Origin of the sequence: Salmonella sp. NW177 (assembly GCF_051811585.1) — a bacterium.
In the GTDB taxonomy this organism is placed as follows: Bacteria; Pseudomonadota; Gammaproteobacteria; order Enterobacterales; family Enterobacteriaceae; genus Salmonella; species Salmonella enterica.
The window spans coordinates 327,281-344,790 of sequence record NZ_JAMMZV010000001.1 but is presented as its reverse complement, the minus strand read 5'-3'; the positions used below and the strand labels follow the sequence as shown (position 1 = coordinate 344,790).

Here is a 17,510-nt window from a genome sequence, read left to right as displayed (position 1 = left end):
AGGGCGACGATCATGGCACAACATGGCGCTCTGGAAACACTCAAAGATCTGGCCGAAAAAGAGGTAGATGACGCGGCGCGTTTACTGGGCGAAATGCGTCGCGGCTGCCAACAGGCGGAAGAACAGCTCAAAATGCTGATCGATTATCAGAATGAGTATCGCAGTAATTTGAACACCGATATGGGCAACGGCATCGCCAGTAATCGCTGGATCAACTATCAGCAGTTTATTCAGACACTGGAAAAGGCGATAGAGCAGCATCGCCTCCAGCTTACGCAGTGGACGCAAAAAGTCGACCTGGCGCTGAAGAGCTGGCGTGAGAAAAAGCAGCGACTTCAGGCCTGGCAAACCTTACAGGACCGACAAACCGCGGCAGCGCTGTTAGCTGAAAACCGCATGGATCAGAAAAAGATGGATGAATTTGCTCAGCGTGCAGCAATGAGGAAACCCGAATGATCACCCTGCCCCAACTGATCACCACCGATACCGACATGACCGCGGGTCTGACGTCAGGAAAAACCACCGGTTCAGCCGAGGACTTTCTGGCGCTACTGGCGGGCGCGTTAGGCGCAGACGGCGCACAGGGCAAAGACGCCCGCATCACGCTGGCCGATTTACAGGCGGCAAGCGGCAAGTTATCGAAAGAGCTACTGACCCAACATGGCGAGCCGGGCCAGGCGGTGAAGCTTGCCGACCTGCTGGCGCAAAAAGCGAATGCGACGGATGAAACGCTTACCGATCTGACACAAGCGCAGCATCTACTGTCTACGCTAACGCCATCGTTGAAAACCAGCGCTCTGGCCGCATTGAGTAAAACGGCGCAGCATGATGAGAAAACGCCCGCGCTGAGCGATGAGGATCTTGCCAGTCTGAGCGCCTTATTCGCCATGCTGCCCGGACAACCTGTCGCGACGCCTGTCGCCGGAGAGACGCCGGCTGAAAATCACATCGCCTTGCCGTCACTGTTGCGCGGCGACATGCCATCGGCGCCGCAGGAAGAGACACATACGCTCTCTTTTAGCGAGCATGATAAAGGGAAAACCGAGGCGTCGCTTGCGCGCGCCAGCGACGATCGCGCCACGGGGCCATCACTGACGCCGCTGGTGGTCGCTGCCGCCGCGACCAGCGCGAAAGTGGAGGTGGATAGCCCGCCCGCGCCAGTAACGCATGGCGCGGCAATGCCGACGCTCAGCAGCGCCACGGCGCAACCGCTACCTGTCGCCTCAGCCCCGGTACTCAGCGCGCCGTTAGGCAGCCATGAATGGCAGCAAACGTTCAGTCAGCAGGTCATGTTATTTACGCGTCAGGGACAGCAAAGCGCGCAGCTTCGATTGCATCCGGAAGAGTTAGGTCAGGTGCATATTTCGCTCAAGCTGGATGACAATCAGGCGCAGCTCCAGATGGTATCGCCGCATAGCCATGTCCGCGCCGCGCTGGAAGCCGCTCTACCCATGTTGCGCACTCAGTTGGCGGAAAGCGGCATTCAGTTGGGACAAAGCAGTATCAGTAGCGAAAGCTTTGCCGGACAGCAGCAGTCTTCATCGCAACAACAGTCTGCCCGCGCCCAACACCCGGACGCGTTTGGCGCTGAAGATGACATAGCGTTAGCAGCGCCGGCCTCGCTTCAGGCCGCCGCGCGCGGCAATGGCGCAGTGGATATCTTCGCCTAACGCCAGAGGTAGCATGATTATCCGCGTCTTTTCCACGCTTTGTCGTGGACAGGACACGGGATAATCAGCCAATAAGCAGTACCGAAACAGGAAGCCCGTATCAGATGACTGACTCCGCGATTAACAAAAAGAGCAAACGCTCGATTTGGATACCTTTGCTGGTGTTGATTACCCTCGCCGCCTGCGCGACCGCCGGTTATAGCTACTGGCGTATGCAGCAGCAACCGACCACGAACGCTAAAGCGGAACCGGCTCCGCCGCCCGCGCCGGTATTTTTTGCGCTGGATACGTTTACCGTCAATCTGGGCGATGCGGATCGCGTGTTGTATATCGGCGTGACCCTGCGTCTGAAAGACGAAGCGACGCGCGCGCGATTAAATGAATATCTGCCGGAAGTGCGCAGCCGTCTGCTGTTGTTGTTTTCCCGTCAGAATGCCGCCGAGCTCTCAACAGAAGCTGGCAAACAAAAACTGATTGCCGCCATTAAAGAGACGCTGGCCGCGCCGCTCGTTGCCGGACAACCAAAACAGGTCGTCACTGACGTGCTTTATACAGCTTTTATTCTGCGGTAACGATATGGGCGATAGTATTCTTTCTCAGGCTGAAATCGATGCGCTGTTGAACGGCGACAGCGACACCAAAGACGAACCCACTCCCGGTATCGCAAGCGATAGCGATATTCGCCCTTACGATCCCAATACCCAGCGTCGCGTCGTGCGTGAACGCTTGCAGGCGCTGGAGATTATTAACGAGCGTTTCGCACGCCAGTTCCGGATGGGATTATTTAACCTGCTGCGCCGCAGCCCGGATATTACCGTGGGTGCCATACGTATTCAGCCGTATCACGAATTTGCGCGTAACCTGCCGGTACCGACCAACCTGAACCTGATCCACCTGAAGCCGCTACGCGGCACCGGGCTGGTGGTGTTCTCGCCGAGTCTGGTGTTTATTGCCGTCGATAACTTGTTCGGCGGCGACGGTCGTTTTCCGACCAAAGTCGAGGGCCGCGAGTTTACCCATACGGAACAGCGTGTCATCAACCGTATGCTGAAACTGGCGCTGGAAGGCTATAGCGACGCATGGAAAGCCATTAATCCGCTGGAAGTGGAGTATGTGCGTTCCGAAATGCAGGTGAAATTTACCAATATCACCACCTCGCCGAACGATATCGTCGTCAATACGCCGTTTCATGTGGAGATCGGCAATCTGACCGGTGAATTTAACATCTGTCTGCCATTTAGCATGATCGAGCCGCTGCGTGAGCTGCTGGTGAATCCGCCGCTGGAAAACTCGCGCCATGAAGATCAGAACTGGCGTGATAACCTGGTACGCCAGGTTCAGCACTCTGAACTGGAGCTGGTAGCCAATTTTGCCGATATTCCGTTACGTCTTTCCCAGATTTTGAAGCTGAAACCCGGCGATGTACTGCCGATTGAAAAACCCGACCGCATTATTGCTCATGTGGACGGCGTTCCGGTACTCACTAGCCAATATGGCACCGTAAACGGACAGTATGCGCTACGCGTAGAACATTTGATCAACCCAATTTTGAATTCGCTGAATGAGGAACAGCCCAAATGAGTGACATGAATAATCCGTCCGATGAGAATACTGGCGCATTGGATGATCTGTGGGCTGACGCGTTAAACGAGCAAAAAGCGACCACCAATAAAAGCGCCGCCGACGCGGTTTTCCAACAGCTTGGCGGCGGCGATGTCAGCGGTGCTATGCAGGATATCGATCTGATTATGGATATCCCGGTCAAACTGACCGTAGAGCTGGGCCGCACGCGAATGACCATTAAAGAACTGCTGCGTCTGACGCAGGGGTCGGTCGTCGCGCTGGACGGGCTGGCGGGCGAGCCGCTGGATATCCTGATTAATGGCTACCTGATTGCCCAGGGTGAAGTGGTCGTCGTGGCGGATAAATACGGCGTACGTATCACCGATATTATTACGCCATCCGAGCGTATGCGTCGTTTGAGTCGTTAATGATGAAGACAGAGGCCACGGTTTCTCAGCCCACCGCGCCAGCCGGATCGCCGCTCATGCAGGTGAGCGGCGCATTAATTGGCATTATTGCGCTCATTCTGGCGGCGGCCTGGGTGATTAAGCGTATGGGATTCGCGCCCAAAGGAAATAGCGTCCGGGGGCTCAAGGTGTCAGCCAGCGCCTCGCTTGGCCCACGCGAACGCGTGGTGATTGTCGAGGTCGAAAATGCGCGTCTGGTACTGGGCGTGACCGCCTCGCAGATCAACCTGCTGCACACCCTGCCGCCCGCGGAGAATGACACGGAAGCACCCGTTGCCCCACCGGCGGATTTCCAGAACATGATGAAGAGCTTACTCAAGCGTTCCGGGAGATCCTGATGCGCCGTTTGTTATTCCTTTCTCTGGCGGGTCTGTGGCTTTTTAGTCCCGCCGCCGCTGCGCAACTGCCGGGGCTTATCAGCCAACCATTAGCGGGCGGAGGCCAAAGCTGGTCATTATCCGTCCAGACGCTGGTTTTCATCACCTCGCTGACGTTTCTGCCGGCGATTTTACTGATGATGACGAGCTTCACGCGTATCATCATTGTTTTTGGCCTGTTGCGTAACGCGCTGGGCACGCCCTCGGCACCGCCAAATCAGGTGTTACTCGGGCTGGCGTTGTTTTTGACCTTTTTTATTATGTCGCCCGTCATTGACAAGATTTACGTGGATGCTTACCAGCCGTTTAGCGAGCAGAAAATTTCTATGCAGGAAGCGCTGGACAAAGGCGCGCAACCGTTACGCGCGTTCATGCTGCGCCAAACCCGCGAAGCCGATCTGGCGCTGTTTGCCCGTCTGGCCAATAGCGGTCCGTTACAGGGACCGGAAGCAGTACCGATGCGTATCCTCCTGCCCGCTTATGTCACCAGCGAATTAAAGACGGCGTTTCAGATCGGTTTTACGATTTTCATCCCTTTTTTGATTATCGACCTGGTGATCGCCAGCGTATTGATGGCGTTGGGGATGATGATGGTGCCGCCAGCGACAATCGCCCTACCGTTTAAGCTGATGCTGTTTGTGCTGGTCGATGGTTGGCAATTGCTTGTGGGGTCGCTGGCCCAAAGCTTTTACAGTTAGAGGCGCAAAATGACTCCTGAATCCGTCATGATGATGGGCACCGAGGCGATGAAAGTCGCTCTCGCCCTGGCTGCGCCGCTGTTACTCGTCGCGCTGATTACCGGCCTCATTATCAGCATCTTGCAGGCCGCGACTCAGATTAATGAAATGACGCTGTCGTTTATCCCTAAAATCGTCGCGGTATTCATCGCAATTATCGTTGCCGGCCCGTGGATGCTCAACCTGCTGCTGGACTACGTACGCACTCTGTTCAGCAATTTACCTTATATCATCGGATAAACAGAACGATGATTCAGGTTACAAGCGAGCAATGGCTATACTGGCTGCATCTCTATTTCTGGCCTTTGCTGCGCGTACTGGCGCTGATTTCAACGGCGCCCATTCTCAGTGAGCGCGCTATTCCCAAGCGGGTAAAACTGGGGTTGGGAATAATGATTACCCTCGTTATCGCGCCGTCGCTACCGGCAAACGATACGCCGCTTTTTTCTATTGCCGCCTTATGGCTGGCGATGCAACAAATTCTGATCGGTATTGCGCTGGGATTTACCATGCAATTCGCCTTTGCGGCGGTGCGTACCGCAGGTGAGTTTATCGGTCTGCAAATGGGGCTTTCCTTTGCCACCTTCGTCGACCCGGGCAGCCACCTGAATATGCCGGTTCTGGCGCGTATTATGGATATGCTCGCCATGCTGCTGTTTCTCACCTTTAATGGCCATTTGTGGCTTATTTCGCTGCTGGTCGATACCTTCCATACTCTGCCCATCGGTAGTAACCCGGTGAACAGTAATGCATTTATGGCGCTCGCCAGGGCCGGTGGGCTCATTTTCTTAAACGGACTGATGCTGGCATTGCCGGTCATTACCCTCCTGCTTACGCTCAACCTGGCGCTGGGGCTATTAAACCGCATGGCGCCGCAGCTCTCGATATTTGTTATCGGTTTCCCGCTTACCCTCACCGTCGGCATTATGCTGATGGCCGCGCTAATGCCATTAATTGCGCCGTTTTGCGAACATTTATTCAGCGAAATTTTCAATTTGCTTGCTGATATTGTTAGCGAGATGCCGATAAATAATAACCCATAATTTTTATCCTGTTTTACTAAGGTTTATCCGAAAATAAATTTTAAAAAACATTCACCAGGATATATCCGCTGCCCCTTATTTGTTTTTACTTCACTCACATAACGCAACATTCACTTTACTTTAAGATGATTCCTGGCAAATTATATGTAACTTTACGGGATAGTAAGTTCGCCTGAAAAACCGCGTAAGCGTTGTCTAAGGTGACTATTCGTGTTCCGTCTGATTATGGTGAGTTATTCAGGTAAGGGGAATTATCGTTACGCATTGAGTGAGGGTATGCCATGTCAACGATTATTATGGATTTATGCAGTTACACCCGGCTAGGGTTAAGCGGGTATCTGGTCAGCAGAGGGGTGAAAAAAAGGGAAATCAACGACATCGAAACCGTTGACGAACTCGCTATCGCTTGTGGCGCGCATCAGCCTTCGGTGGTGTTTATTAATGAGGACTGTTTCATTCATACGCCTTCAGACAGTCAACAAATAAAGCAAATCATTAATCAACATCCTGACACGTTATTTATTGTTTTTATGGCAATTGCTAATGTGCATTTTGATGAATATTTATTAGTAAGAAAAAACTTATTGATTAGCTCGAAATCGATTAAACCTGACTCGCTGGATACCATTCTTGGCGATATTCTGAAAAAAGAGTCGGGTATTTCAGGAACCATAAATTTACCAACATTATCGTTAAGTCGAACTGAATCCAGCATGTTGCGAATGTGGATGGAAGGTCAGGGAACCATTCAGATTTCTGACAGAATGAATATTAAAGCAAAAACAGTATCCTCCCATAAGGGGAATATAAAAAGAAAGATAAAAACGCATAATAAACAAGTGATCTATCACGTAGTGCGGCTGACAGATAACGTCACTAACGGCATTTTTGTTAACATGCGCTGAGACATCCGGACTGGCAATGTACCTCCAGTCCGGCTCAATTAGTCCTGCTCCGCCTTCTCGACAAAAATACCATCCTGGTGACCTGACTCATTGAAGAACCAGATGCCGAGCGGGTAATCCTCCAGCGAAACCAGGTACATTGTGCCTTCACTAAATTCTTCCACTGCCAGTACCACGCCTGGTCGGCGGGGACCGCCGTCCGTTTTAACGGTTACCCGATCATTCACCTTCATCATTTTCCTCCTGTCGCTTTGTGCCAGTGTAGAACAATTTTCTGCGTCTGACAGCGCCTTGCTGGCGTGTTTGCTGGTTTTCTCAACGGTCTATACTTAGGCTGTCAGGAACCCGTGAGGTAGTGAAGATGAAAACGGCAAAAGAGTACAGTGATACGGCCAAGCGCGAAGTGAGCGTCGATGTAGATGCGCTACTGGCGGCCATCAATGAAATCAGCGAAAGCGAGGTTCACCGTAGCCAGGAAGATCCTGAGCGGGTGAGCGTAGACGGACGGGAATATCATACATGGCATGAATTAGCTGAAGCATTCGAGCTGGATATTCATGATTTTAGTGTAACAGAAGTAAACCGTTAAAAATGGCCGAAAAAAATCCCGGCCCTACGGGTCGGGATCAAACTTGCTTATGCAAGAAGCACTTGAAAATTCGTTACACCAGGAAATCTGATGTGAGATTTACCTTATCTGCAATTTTTTTTGCATGACAAGTAAATATTTTTTACATGAATGATTAAGCGCGCTAATAGTTCGGTAGCAAAAGTGTGACAACGCATGTGCTGCCTGGAAGCGACGGGATCGGTTCCAGTTAGCGTTCGACTTCTTTCGGGTGTGCTTTAGGACTTTTCCTGGAAATAAGCCCGCCGTTGCAACGGAAAATGAGGAAAAAATGCTCTCAATCCATGACCCCTTGCTGATTTTTACCGATCTGGACGGCACATTGCTGAACAGCCACACTTTTGAGTGGCAGCCCGCGGCTCCCTGGCTTACACGCCTGCATGAAAGCGGCGTGCCCGTGATCCTCTGTAGCAGTAAAACCGCGGCTGAAATGCTCCAGCTCCAGACGACGTTAAATCTACAGGGACTGCCGCTGATTGCGGAAAACGGCGCGGTGATCCAACTGGACGTTCATTGGGAAGACCATCCCAACTATCCCCGCCTGATAGCCGGTATTTCTCACAACGAAATCCGCCTCGTCCTGCATAAATTGCGTGAAAAGGAACAGTTTAAGTTCACCACGTTTGATGACGTTGACGATCAGGTGATAAGCGAATGGACGGGCCTAAACCGGGCACAGTCTGCCCTAACCCGTCTGCATGAAGCGTCGGTGTCGCTGATCTGGCGCGATAGCGATGAACGCATGGCGCAGTTTGTCGCCCATTTAAATGACCTGGGACTGCAATTTGTCCATGGCGCCCGTTTCTGGCATGTGCTGGACGCCTCCGCCGGTAAAGATCAGGCTGCTAACTGGCTGATAGAAGCATATCGTCGGCAATGGCGCGCGCGTCCTCTGACGTTGGGACTGGGAGACGGTCCCAATGATGCGCCTTTACTGGATGTGATGGATTATGCGGTTGTCGTTAAAGGGCTAAACCGGGAGGGCGTACATTTGCGTAACGACGATCCTCAGCGCGTCTACCGTAGCCAGAACGAAGGGCCGGATGGCTGGCGCGAAGGAATGGACTATTTCTTTTCCCGCTCCTGAGTCGCGTCGCTGGCGCAAATACGGTTACGTCCGGACTGTTTGGCGTAATAAAGCCGTTTGTCGGCCAGCGTCTGCAACTGCTCAAAATCATAGTCGCCGTATTCCTCCGCGCTACTGATCCCCATTGACGCGCTGATACGAAGCGTCGTGCTTTTCGTCACCAGAATCTCTTTGTCATTAATGCGCTGGCGTATGCGTTCGGCAATCTGCAGCGCCTGCGCTTTCGTCGCGCCGGGCAGCACGATACAAAACTCTTCGCCCCCTACCCGTCCGGCGATGTCGTGCGCTCGAATGGTGCTGCCAATGAGCCCAGCGGCATGGGACAACACGCGATCGCCTGCCTGATGACCAAAGCGATCGTTAACGCTTTTAAAATAATCTAAATCCAGCTGTATCACAGAAAATGGCTGGCGGGCTTCCCGATAGCGCTTTGCCAGCCTGGACGCTTTTTCAAACAGCGCGCCACGGTTATATAGTCGGGTCAGCGGATCGTGCCATGCCTGCCATTGCAGCGAATTTTGCAGAACAAACATGTTTTTGACCATATGTCGAATAACACCCCAGGAGATCAACAGCATCGCCGTAAAAAGCACCCATAACAGCGTCAGCGCGATACTAATACTGCCAAAATTCCCTTGTATGCCTTCACGTAATGTATGCACGCGCAGCAGGACGCCATCAAAATGATCCAGCCGCTCCCAGCTTACATAATGCGTTCCTAAACGCAGCCCGCCCAGGGTATCTTTTTCTATTTCACGCGCCAGTAAGGCGCGCTCACGGTCATTTAACGTATTCGCGGTTTGTTGTTCCGGCGCGGAGTCCGTCAACAAACGGAGATGGTTATCGTATAGCTGATATTCCCCTTCAATATCCTTTTCGGCCGCATCGCGCAGGAACCGCTGTAATGACGCAACGGGAATATCCATTGCCAGTACGCCATACCAGTAATTATCGTGATCCAGCGGTAGACTGGCTGTCACTTTTTTCTGCTCGTCAGCAACATAGGGCTGTGCGGAGGTAAACCACCGCACGCCGCGCTGTGGGTTACGCCGTTGGCTTTGCTCGATAAACCAGGGCTGAGTCACGTACTGATAGTAACGGGAGACAATATCGCTACCGTACGCCGTAGGGAGAGTTGAGAGGTAAAACCCTGAGCGAGAAACATACATCGTCTCCAGCGTCAGCATGGCGGATGAGCGCGCCAGACGCGCCAGATACCCTAACTCCAGCGTGGCGGTTAATTCATTTGCCAGGTCACGACTCTCCCGCGAAAGAAGCGTCGTCCGGGCGACAAATTGATCGGAAACGCCATATAACGGCAATGTCCGCCGCTTATCCAGCTCCAGTTGCCAGAAATGTCTGACGCGTCGTTGCTCAAACTGCGTCACCGCGCTCTGCAATGCGGAAAAAGCCAGCGGCGCCACCAGCGCTTCATGCATACCGTTGCGTAAAAAGATCAACCTGTCCATGTTGAATTGCAGTTGGCGGTCAAGGACATTCGCGACGCTCCCCAGATGATTGCGCTGACTGGCGACATACGCGTCTTTCAGTATCATCACTTCCCGCCAGGTAAGTAGCGTCGAGAACAGCATCACGATCAGAAAACAGGTGTTGACGACATGACCGGGACCAAAACGCCGCGCCAGCTTTTTAAACCAGCCTTGATTGTCTAACAGTGTTTCGTGCGGCACCCTGGTAACTCCTGGTTATTGATACAACTCCCCCTGATGGCTTACGGTAGCCAGACCTCATCAAGGGATACCACTCAATCCTGGCATAACCAGGTAGCAGCATGTCGCAGCGCGACGACTCTTTTTCTCCACAGCAAAACGCCCGGCATTAACCGGGCGTTTTGTCATCGGGCTTCGTCCCGCCCGCGCCTTTCCTTGCCTGGCACGAGCTCATTCTCATGGAATGCCTCCCGCTTTACGCCAAAACCATCATACCAGCGACACTCTACCATTCCGCTGGAATAACCGGTGACGATCATCCGGGGCCCACCCTCTTTCACGGTAACTTCCTCACTGACAGAAAAGACCATACCTGCCTCCTGTATCAGATGAAACGTTTTCACCTTAGACGAGGATGGACAATTTTGCATAATTCATTGTAGAAAATCAGTGCGAAACACCGCGAATTTTCGCCACACCTTTCACCAGCGCCACCACAATGGCGCCGATAATAAAGCCGAGCACCAGATTCAGCCCCGCAGGGATCGTATGCGCCATGAAAGCCCCCTGCTGCTGCGCAAGATGTTCAATGGCATGGTGTAGCGGCGCAATACCATGTACGACAATCCCGCCGCCGACCAGAAACATCGCCAGCGTACCGACAATGGATAATGCTTTCATTAACCAGGGCGCGATAATCAGTAATCCTTTACCGACGCCCTGCGCCAGCACACTACGCTTTTCCGCCAGCCAGTACCCCATATCATCCAGTTTGACAATAATACCCACCAGGCCATACACGCCAATAGTCACAACCAACGCAATCCCCGCCAGTACCAACACCTGATTAAGCAGCGGCGCCTGCGCGACAATCCCCAGGGTAATGGCCACAATTTCAGCGGACAGAATGAAATCGGTACGGACCGCCCCTTTTACTTTATCTTTTTCAAAGGCCAAAGGATCTTGCGCAGCCAGCGCCTCAAGACGTTTTTGCCGCTCCGCCGGGTCTTCTTTGTGTTTTCGCGCCTCAAAGGTATGCAGGACTTTTTCTACCCCTTCAAAGCAGAGAAACGCGCCGCCTAACATTAATAAAGGCGTAATGGCCCACGGGATAAATGCGCTTATCAACAGCGCCAACGGCACCAGAATAACCTTGTTGATTAATGATCCTTTCGCCACGCTCCATACCACTGGCAGCTCGCGATTAGCGCGAACGCCGGTCACCTGCTGCGCATTGAGCGACAGGTCATCCCCCAGTACGCCCGCGGTTTTTTTCGCGGCCAATTTGCCCATTACCGAAATATCGTCCAGCAGCGTGGCGATATCGTCGAGTAATGTCAGTAAGCTACTTCCTGCCAAAATGATTTCCTCGGTCTTTTCTTCTAAGACGTTAAGTATGTAGCAAAATGCGTAATGCCGAAACCGGCGGCGCGGGTCAACGCCTTTTTATTCCAAAAGGACAATTATAATGCTCGCCAGCATAATAATTTTGACGTTTACTATATTCACCCTTTTTATTTCACCGTGAGTGATTATGCGTTTCCGGCAGTTATTACCTCTTTTTGGCGCGCTTTTTGCCTTGTACATCATTTGGGGGTCTACCTATTTTGTTATCCGCATAGGCGTTGAAAGCTGGCCGCCGCTGATGATGGCTGGCGTACGTTTTCTCTCGGCGGGGATGTTGCTCATGGCGTTTTTGCTGTTGCGCGGCGAAAAACTTCCGCCGCTGCGCCAGACCATCAACGCCGCGCTGATTGGTCTACTGCTGCTGGCGGTGGGTAACGGTCTGGTGACGGTGGCGGAGCATCAAAACGTGCCATCGGGCATTGCTGCCGTCGTGGTCGCCACTGTCCCGCTATTTACGCTGTGCTTTAGCTACTTTTTTGGTATTAAAACGCGCAAATTAGAATGGGTGGGGATTGCCATTGGACTTGCCGGGATTATTCTGCTGAACAGCGGCGGTAATTTAAGCGGCAATCCGTGGGGCGCGATTTTGATCCTGATAGGTTCGATGAGCTGGGCATTTGGTTCCGTTTACGGCTCGCGCATCGCCCTGCCTGTGGGCATGATGGCGGGCGCGATTGAAATGCTGGCGGCGGGCGTGGTATTGCTTTGCGCGGCGTTTCTTTCCGGCGAAAAGCTCGCCACGCTGCCTGGTTTATCGGGGTTTATGGCCGTCGGCTACCTGGCGTTATTCGGTTCTATTATCGCCATTAATGCCTATATGTACCTGATTCGCAACGTCAGTCCGGCGCTGGCGACCAGCTACGCCTATGTGAATCCGGTTGTCGCCGTGTTGCTTGGCACTGGCCTGGGCGGTGAGAGGTTATCGCCCGTTGAATGGGCCGCGCTGGGCGTGATTGTGTTTGCCGTAGTGCTGGTGACTCTGGGTAAGTACCTGTTTCCCGCCAGGGCGGTGATCACACCGTGTAAAACGGAAGATTCACGCCAGTAGATGAATCCCCTGGGTGTCGATCTGCGCGCTGGCGCCGCTGCCGCAGATCCACTCTTCCAGGCGCTCCGCCAACGCCGCGTCGCTCAATTTCGCTCGCCCGCGCAAGGCGCACTCCCAGACGATCAGTACCCGCCAGCCAAGCGCCTGTAAACGCTGAATATCGCGCTCATCGCGCTCAACGTTCTTACCGATTTTTTCCAGCCAGAAAGCCGTTCGCGTGGCCGGCACTTTGAACAGATAACAGTGGTGATGATGCCAAAAGCAGCCGTGAGTAAAAATCACACAATCATAATCATTCACCACAAAGTCCGGCTTGCCCGGTAATGTCGCGTCCTGAGTATGAAACGTAATCCCCTGCGCGCTTAACAGGCCAGCAAGACGTTTTTCAATAGCCGTATCGCGGGTCGCTATCGCGCGCATATTTTTACTGCGCGTGGCTTTATCGTGAACGTCCGCCATCTACCGTCTCTCTCTGACGCAACGTCACCGCCTGGTGAATTTTGGGTTCCAACAGCTTTGCTACCGCAGCAAATACCGGCACCACCACGGAGTTGCCAAACTGGCGATAGGCCTGCGTATCCGAGACAGGTATCCTGAACTGGTACGTTTGCGGCGCCTCAAATCCCATTAAACGCGCGCACTCTCTCGGCGTGAGTCGGCGGGGACGATGTTGTTGGTTGCCAGCATCGTCGAAATTCACTTCGCCTTTCGCCATATCCCAACCACGATCGATCAGAATTTCGGCACCATCTTTGTAGTAGCGAGCAGATAACGTGCGCGCCACACTTTCCGGATTGTCAGGATAAACCATGCCATAGCCAAAACCGTTTCCCCGCGCCTGGTGCTTTTTCGCGTAGCGATATAAATATTTCCACAGCACCGGCGTCAGGATATATTTGGCTTCGACGACGGGCTCCAGCAGTTCTGCCAGCGTCGGACGGCGCGGTGGATAACAACGGGCGATATTGCGTAACGTAAAATCGGTTTTCAGGTTTAAATCGCGACGGAATCCCACCAACACAATACGTTCCCGATGCTGAGGAAGAAAGTGCTGCCCGTCGATAATTTTCGGATCGTCCGGGCCATTGTCAGCGGCATCCGCCACGTCATATCCCAGTTCATCGAGCGTTTGCATAATAATGCGGAAGGTGTTGCCCTGGTCGTGACTTTTAAGGTTTTTCACGTTTTCCAGCACAAACAGCGCGGGGCGGCGGGCGTCGATAATTCTTACGACATCAAAAAATAACGTCCCCTGAGTCTCGCAGGCAAAGCCGTGGGCGCGGCCCAGCGCATTTTTCTTGGAAACGCCCGCCAGAGAAAATGGCTGACAGGGAAAGCCCGCCAGCAGGACATCATGTTGCGGAATATGCTGGCGAATGTGTTCCGCCGCCTCATCATCGCTGACCCCTTCCCGGTGGCTCAATGTGATATCGCGGATATCTTCATTAAAGCGATGTTGCAGCGGATCGCAAAAATAGTTCGCTTTATATGTCCGTACCGCGTGCTTATTCCATTCGCTGGTAAACACGCACTGTCCGCCTATCGCTTCAAATCCGCGGCGAATACCGCCGATGCCCGCGAAGAGATCGATAAAACGAAAGGCGTAATGTGGATGATGCGCTGGCGGCGTCGGCAACTCTGTTTTAAGACAGGTGAGTTCATTGTCGCTCAAACGATGCCATGCCGCGTTCATCATTACGCGCTTTAAGATGGCCGGGCTCCAGTGCTGTTCGCCCAGGCCGTTAAGGTGCGCCACCAGCGTTTTAACATCGTAGATTTCCAGCAATTGACTCAGCATCGCCTGGATCTCGCTTCCGGCGTCGTCGGCGATGAGGTTCCGGGCGTGTGTTACTGAAATATTTTCCTGCATACATTTAACCGGCCAAAAATAATTGCCGACAGACTAACATAAAATGACGCGGTTTACGTTTCAGCGGCAGGGGTTACTGATGCGTAGCAAACATCTGGATGACCGCCTCATCCCGTGTTTCATAGTCGCCTTTCAGCTCAGCGCTCAGTTTCGCCATGTACGACACCAGAAAATCCGCATTACGCTGCGCCAGGCACTTGCCCCGTTCAGTCTGCATCGTCAGCGGCAGTTTCAGCAGTTTGGTTTGAAAATGGTCGAGCGCGAATTGCTTATCGTTAAGAGGCCGTCTGTCGGCAAAGGGATCGTCGGCATCAAACAGCGCGACGCCCAGCGCGCCGGAAACCGCGAAGACCCGCGCCAGACCAATGGCGCCCAACGCCTCCAGCCTGTCTGCATCCTGTACGATTTTTGCCTCTGGCGTGGTAGGCGCAATTTTTGCGCTGAAGCTATGCGCTTCGATAGCATGACAAATGCCCGCCAGTTTTTCTGCCGGAAAGTCAGGAAAATCCCGCAGAAAAATACGTCGGGTTTCTGCCGCCGCCAGAATGGAAGAACGATGCCGCTGCGGATGATTTTTCGCCAGGCTGACGATGTCATGGAAATAACATGCCGATAGCACCACCAGCCAGTCGACAGGACTGTTTTCCCCGAGCGTTTGCGCGGTTGCCCAAACACGACGAAAATGGAAGATGTCATGGGCGGCATCCTGTTCCTGGTGGTGGTGACGTAGCCAGTCTTCAAACTGCGATTGCCAGTATCCTGAGTCCATACGCCCTCTCTTTATAGCAGACCATTTTTATTACATGCCTGAGCACAGGGTTCGCTATCCTGACATATCCGCCACCACTTTACATCCCTGCGTGCTTGCGCGTTTCTGGCTGAGTGTCGGCGGGATACCCCCTGTTTTTGCGAGGCCGGGTGTACCAGGCAATACTCCCCAGAATAAGCCAGACGACGCCCAGCGAAAGCGCGTTAAGCCATTTTTCCGTTGTGCTGCCAGGAGTGCTGATTGGGCCGAGAACCGGCTCGGTTTGTATGGCGGACATCAGCCACACGCAACGCGCCATCGCCCAGATGAAGTAGCCGCAAAAGGTATAAAAAACCCATAACGCTAATTTGCCGCCCATGCTACGGGTGGCGTTGTCCTCCCTGGTACTCAAACTTTACTCCGCTTTTGTGATGTAAGTCATATGACATTAATTACATTATAATGTGACATTAGTCACATTTCGACCATAAAATACCTTATCCACCTGTTCTGGTTATTCATTCCACAAATAGTTTATTCTCAGATAATGTTACGCTTGGCGCTGAACCTGCTGTTAAATAAGGGAATGGTGATTGAATCGCACTCTGATGCAGAATAACCCATAACCAGAACAACTTATTTTTACGCACCGCGATAGCGTTTTATTTTATTAGCATTAAGTGTCAGAATGATTCGGTTATTAGCCTTTTATCATTTATTTTATCATTACCCACATTACCGGCATTTATGCCGGTTTTTTTTATGATTTTTCATAATCAAATCATGAAATACATATAAAAAACAAATTATATTCACGCCAAAAAACATCAAACCAAAACACATAACCCATTGATAAAAAATGATAATTATAGAATATATATTCTTAGTTACTTATATTGCCTGTATTATAAAAAACCAAACAGAAACAAATTGAAATATTTTAAATACCTTTGTTACATGTTATTTTTTAAATTCCATGAACTTCATAGAATAGTATCAATTTGTAGTTTTGTTGAAGTGGCTACATATTCATATAAATTATTATCATAAGGGAATACATAATGAACAGAAAAGTTCTGGCACTGCTTGTCCCGGCGTTATTAGTGGCAGGCGCAGCAAATGCGGCTGAAATTTATAATAAAAATGGCAACAAACTCGACCTGTACGGCAAAGTTGATGGTCTGCGTTACTTCTCTGACAATGCAGGCGACGATGGCGACCAGTCCTACGCCCGTATTGGCTTTAAAGGCGAAACGCAGATCAACGATATGCTGACCGGCTATGGTCAGTGGGAATACAACATTAAGGTGAACACCACCGAAGGCGAAGGTGCAAACTCCTGGACTCGTCTGGGCTTTGCCGGTCTGAAATTCGGCGAGTACGGCTCTTTCGATTATGGCCGTAACTATGGTGTTATCTACGACATTGAAGCCTGGACCGATGCGCTGCCGGAATTCGGCGGTGATACTTATACCCAGACCGATGTCTATATGCTGGGCAGAACCAACGGCGTTGCCACCTACCGTAATACCGACTTCTTCGGTCTGGTGGAAGGCCTGAACTTCGCGTTGCAGTACCAGGGTAATAATGAAAATGGCGGTGCTGGTGAAGGTACAGGTAACGGCGGCAGCCGCAAACTGGCCCGTGAAAACGGCGACGGTTTCGGTATGTCTGCCTCCTACGACTTTGACTTCGGGTTAAGCCTGGGTGCGGCCTACTCTTCCTCTGACCGTACGGACAATCAGGTTGCTCGTGGTTATGGCGACGGCATGAATGAGCGCAACAACTATGCTGGTGGTGAAACCGCTGAAGCCTGGACCGTAGGTGCCAAATATGACGCCTACAATGTTTACCTGGCGGCGATGTACGCTGAAACCCGCAACATGACCTATTATGGCGGCGGCAATGGCGAAGATAATGGCGGTATTGCTAACAAAACCCAGAACTTTGAAGTGGTTGCGCAGTATCAGTTCGATTTCGGTCTGCGTCCGTCCATCGCCTACTTGCAGTCTAAGGGCAAAGATTTAGGCGGTCAGGAAGTCCATCGTGGCAACTGGCGTTACACCAACAAAGATCTGGTTAAATATGTTGACGTCGGTATGACTTACTACTTCAACAAAAATATGTCCACCTACGTTGATTATAAAATCAACCTGCTGGACGAAGATGATGACTTCTACGCAAGCAACGGTATTGCAACCGATGATATCGTAGGTGTTGGTCTGGTCTACCAGTTCTAAGACGCTTTATGTTATTCAAGCCCGTGCTTAGCGCGGGCTTGTTATTATAG

At 52.0% G+C, this 17,510-nt stretch carries 22 protein-coding genes; 14 read left to right on the top strand and 8 right to left on the bottom strand.

Annotated features, from left to right (window positions below):
- Positions 1-12 precede the first annotated feature (12 nt).
- The 10 genes from fliJ to rcsA all read left to right on the top strand — a co-directional run bounded on the left by fliJ (position 13) and on the right by rcsA (position 6,762).
- Positions 13-456 (top strand): flagellar export protein FliJ, encoded by a 444-nt coding sequence (gene fliJ / locus NA986_RS01830; RefSeq protein ID WP_000046981.1) that lies wholly within the window; start codon positions 13-15, stop codon positions 454-456.
- On the top strand, positions 453-1,670 hold the full coding sequence (gene fliK / locus NA986_RS01825; protein WP_023216554.1) for a flagellar hook length control protein FliK: 1,218 nt from the start codon (positions 453-455) through the stop codon (positions 1,668-1,670). Before fliJ ends, fliK begins: the two co-directional genes overlap by 4 nt.
- Before the next feature lie 104 nt (positions 1,671-1,774).
- On the top strand, positions 1,775-2,242 hold the full coding sequence (gene fliL / locus NA986_RS01820; protein WP_000132169.1) for a flagellar basal body-associated protein FliL: 468 nt from the start codon (positions 1,775-1,777) through the stop codon (positions 2,240-2,242).
- A gap of 4 nt (positions 2,243-2,246) precedes the next feature.
- The gene (gene fliM, locus NA986_RS01815; RefSeq protein ID WP_000502811.1) at positions 2,247-3,251 is read left to right on the top strand and encodes a flagellar motor switch protein FliM; all 1,005 of its coding nucleotides are present in this window, start codon (positions 2,247-2,249) and stop codon (positions 3,249-3,251) included.
- Positions 3,248-3,661 carry a flagellar motor switch protein FliN gene (gene fliN / locus NA986_RS01810; protein ID WP_001282111.1) on the top strand — a complete coding sequence of 138 codons (414 nt, stop codon included), beginning with the start codon at positions 3,248-3,250 and terminating at the stop codon, positions 3,659-3,661. The genes fliM and fliN overlap by 4 nt, the downstream gene beginning before the upstream one ends.
- Positions 3,661-4,038 (top strand): flagellar biosynthetic protein FliO, encoded by a 378-nt coding sequence (fliO, locus tag NA986_RS01805; RefSeq protein WP_000978276.1) that lies wholly within the window; start codon positions 3,661-3,663, stop codon positions 4,036-4,038. Before fliN ends, fliO begins: the two co-directional genes overlap by 1 nt.
- Positions 4,038-4,775, top strand: coding sequence for a flagellar type III secretion system pore protein FliP (gene fliP / locus NA986_RS01800; protein ID WP_001253411.1), 738 nt, complete (start codon positions 4,038-4,040; stop codon positions 4,773-4,775). Before fliO ends, fliP begins: the two co-directional genes overlap by 1 nt.
- A 9-nt stretch (positions 4,776-4,784) precedes the next feature.
- Positions 4,785-5,054 carry a flagellar biosynthesis protein FliQ gene (fliQ, locus tag NA986_RS01795; protein WP_000187355.1) on the top strand — a complete coding sequence of 90 codons (270 nt, stop codon included), beginning with the start codon at positions 4,785-4,787 and terminating at the stop codon, positions 5,052-5,054.
- A gap of 8 nt (positions 5,055-5,062) precedes the next feature.
- Positions 5,063-5,857, top strand: coding sequence for a flagellar biosynthetic protein FliR (fliR, locus tag NA986_RS01790; RefSeq protein ID WP_000616953.1), 795 nt, complete (start codon positions 5,063-5,065; stop codon positions 5,855-5,857).
- A gap of 281 nt (positions 5,858-6,138) precedes the next feature.
- Positions 6,139-6,762 (top strand): transcriptional regulator RcsA, encoded by a 624-nt coding sequence (gene rcsA / locus NA986_RS01785; protein ID WP_000103971.1) that lies wholly within the window; start codon positions 6,139-6,141, stop codon positions 6,760-6,762.
- Between the two features lie 38 nt (positions 6,763-6,800).
- On the opposite strand, the gene dsrB is transcribed toward rcsA, so the two are convergent.
- Positions 6,801-6,995, bottom strand: coding sequence for a protein DsrB (dsrB, locus tag NA986_RS01780; RefSeq protein WP_000867218.1), 195 nt, complete (start codon positions 6,993-6,995; stop codon positions 6,801-6,803).
- A 128-nt stretch (positions 6,996-7,123) separates the two neighbouring features.
- On the opposite strand from dsrB, the gene yodD reads away from it, so the two are divergent.
- Entirely contained in the window at positions 7,124-7,351 is a 228-nt protein-coding gene (gene yodD / locus NA986_RS01775; protein ID WP_000844798.1) for a YodD family peroxide/acid resistance protein, read from the top strand.
- Between the two features lie 310 nt (positions 7,352-7,661).
- Entirely contained in the window at positions 7,662-8,477 is an 816-nt protein-coding gene (locus NA986_RS01770) for a mannosyl-3-phosphoglycerate phosphatase-related protein (protein ID WP_000948786.1), read from the top strand.
- Here NA986_RS01770 and dgcQ read toward each other — a convergent pair.
- The 3 genes from dgcQ to NA986_RS01755 form a co-directional block, all read right to left on the bottom strand.
- Positions 8,456-10,168 (bottom strand): cellulose biosynthesis regulator diguanylate cyclase DgcQ, encoded by a 1,713-nt coding sequence (dgcQ, locus tag NA986_RS01765; protein ID WP_023216961.1) that lies wholly within the window; start codon positions 10,166-10,168, stop codon positions 8,456-8,458. The two genes, NA986_RS01770 and dgcQ, sit on opposite strands and share 22 nt — an antisense overlap.
- A gap of 164 nt (positions 10,169-10,332) precedes the next feature.
- On the bottom strand, positions 10,333-10,518 hold the full coding sequence (locus NA986_RS01760) for a YodC family protein (RefSeq protein WP_001521741.1): 186 nt from the start codon (positions 10,516-10,518) through the stop codon (positions 10,333-10,335).
- Between the two features lie 76 nt (positions 10,519-10,594).
- Positions 10,595-11,512 (bottom strand): DUF808 domain-containing protein, encoded by a 918-nt coding sequence (locus NA986_RS01755; RefSeq protein WP_094445042.1) that lies wholly within the window; start codon positions 11,510-11,512, stop codon positions 10,595-10,597.
- Between the two features lie 169 nt (positions 11,513-11,681).
- Here NA986_RS01755 and yedA point away from each other — a divergent pair, with 169 nt between their 5' ends.
- Positions 11,682-12,602 (top strand): drug/metabolite exporter YedA, encoded by a 921-nt coding sequence (gene yedA / locus NA986_RS01750; protein WP_001212262.1) that lies wholly within the window; start codon positions 11,682-11,684, stop codon positions 12,600-12,602.
- On the opposite strand, the gene NA986_RS01745 is transcribed toward yedA, so the two are convergent.
- The 4 genes from NA986_RS01745 to drpB form a co-directional block, all read right to left on the bottom strand.
- On the bottom strand, positions 12,591-13,061 hold the full coding sequence (locus NA986_RS01745; protein ID WP_070793951.1) for a very short patch repair endonuclease: 471 nt from the start codon (positions 13,059-13,061) through the stop codon (positions 12,591-12,593). The genes yedA and NA986_RS01745 overlap by 12 nt on opposite strands.
- Entirely contained in the window at positions 13,042-14,472 is a 1,431-nt protein-coding gene (locus NA986_RS01740) for a DNA cytosine methyltransferase (protein ID WP_001157308.1), read from the bottom strand. The genes NA986_RS01745 and NA986_RS01740 overlap by 20 nt, the downstream gene beginning before the upstream one ends.
- A 73-nt stretch (positions 14,473-14,545) precedes the next feature.
- Positions 14,546-15,241, bottom strand: coding sequence for a phosphohydrolase (locus NA986_RS01735; protein WP_000377038.1), 696 nt, complete (start codon positions 15,239-15,241; stop codon positions 14,546-14,548).
- 79 nt (positions 15,242-15,320) lie between these two features.
- Entirely contained in the window at positions 15,321-15,632 is a 312-nt protein-coding gene (gene drpB, locus NA986_RS01730; RefSeq protein WP_000107439.1) for a cell division protein DrpB, read from the bottom strand.
- Positions 15,633-16,281: 649 nt separating this feature from the next.
- Between drpB and ompS1 the strand changes: the two genes are divergently transcribed.
- Positions 16,282-17,460 (top strand): porin OmpS1, encoded by a 1,179-nt coding sequence (gene ompS1, locus NA986_RS01725; protein WP_001080668.1) that lies wholly within the window; start codon positions 16,282-16,284, stop codon positions 17,458-17,460.
- Positions 17,461-17,510 lie beyond the last annotated feature (50 nt).

What these genes read in the sequence shown, in the direction of transcription:
- fliJ (WP_000046981.1), top strand. Translation starts at nt 13, where the DNA reads ATGGCACAACATGGCGCTCTGGAAACACTCAAAGATCTGGCCGAAAAA.
- fliK (WP_023216554.1), top strand. Translation starts at nt 453, where the DNA reads ATGATCACCCTGCCCCAACTGATCACCACCGATACCGACATGACCGCG.
- fliL (WP_000132169.1), top strand. Translation starts at nt 1,775, where the DNA reads ATGACTGACTCCGCGATTAACAAAAAGAGCAAACGCTCGATTTGGATA.
- fliM (WP_000502811.1), top strand. Translation starts at nt 2,247, where the DNA reads ATGGGCGATAGTATTCTTTCTCAGGCTGAAATCGATGCGCTGTTGAAC.
- fliN (WP_001282111.1), top strand. Translation starts at nt 3,248, where the DNA reads ATGAGTGACATGAATAATCCGTCCGATGAGAATACTGGCGCATTGGAT.
- fliO (WP_000978276.1), top strand. Translation starts at nt 3,661, where the DNA reads ATGATGAAGACAGAGGCCACGGTTTCTCAGCCCACCGCGCCAGCCGGA.
- fliP (WP_001253411.1), top strand. Translation starts at nt 4,038, where the DNA reads ATGCGCCGTTTGTTATTCCTTTCTCTGGCGGGTCTGTGGCTTTTTAGT.
- fliQ (WP_000187355.1), top strand. Translation starts at nt 4,785, where the DNA reads ATGACTCCTGAATCCGTCATGATGATGGGCACCGAGGCGATGAAAGTC.
- fliR (WP_000616953.1), top strand. Translation starts at nt 5,063, where the DNA reads ATGATTCAGGTTACAAGCGAGCAATGGCTATACTGGCTGCATCTCTAT.
- rcsA (WP_000103971.1), top strand. Translation starts at nt 6,139, where the DNA reads ATGTCAACGATTATTATGGATTTATGCAGTTACACCCGGCTAGGGTTA.
- dsrB (WP_000867218.1), bottom strand. Translation starts at nt 6,995, where the DNA reads ATGAAGGTGAATGATCGGGTAACCGTTAAAACGGACGGCGGTCCCCGC.
- yodD (WP_000844798.1), top strand. Translation starts at nt 7,124, where the DNA reads ATGAAAACGGCAAAAGAGTACAGTGATACGGCCAAGCGCGAAGTGAGC.
- NA986_RS01770 (WP_000948786.1), top strand. Translation starts at nt 7,662, where the DNA reads ATGCTCTCAATCCATGACCCCTTGCTGATTTTTACCGATCTGGACGGC.
- NA986_RS01760 (WP_001521741.1), bottom strand. Translation starts at nt 10,518, where the DNA reads ATGGTCTTTTCTGTCAGTGAGGAAGTTACCGTGAAAGAGGGTGGGCCC.
- yedA (WP_001212262.1), top strand. Translation starts at nt 11,682, where the DNA reads ATGCGTTTCCGGCAGTTATTACCTCTTTTTGGCGCGCTTTTTGCCTTG.
- NA986_RS01745 (WP_070793951.1), bottom strand. Translation starts at nt 13,061, where the DNA reads ATGGCGGACGTTCACGATAAAGCCACGCGCAGTAAAAATATGCGCGCG.
- NA986_RS01740 (WP_001157308.1), bottom strand. Translation starts at nt 14,472, where the DNA reads ATGCAGGAAAATATTTCAGTAACACACGCCCGGAACCTCATCGCCGAC.
- NA986_RS01735 (WP_000377038.1), bottom strand. Translation starts at nt 15,241, where the DNA reads ATGGACTCAGGATACTGGCAATCGCAGTTTGAAGACTGGCTACGTCAC.
- ompS1 (WP_001080668.1), top strand. Translation starts at nt 16,282, where the DNA reads ATGAACAGAAAAGTTCTGGCACTGCTTGTCCCGGCGTTATTAGTGGCA.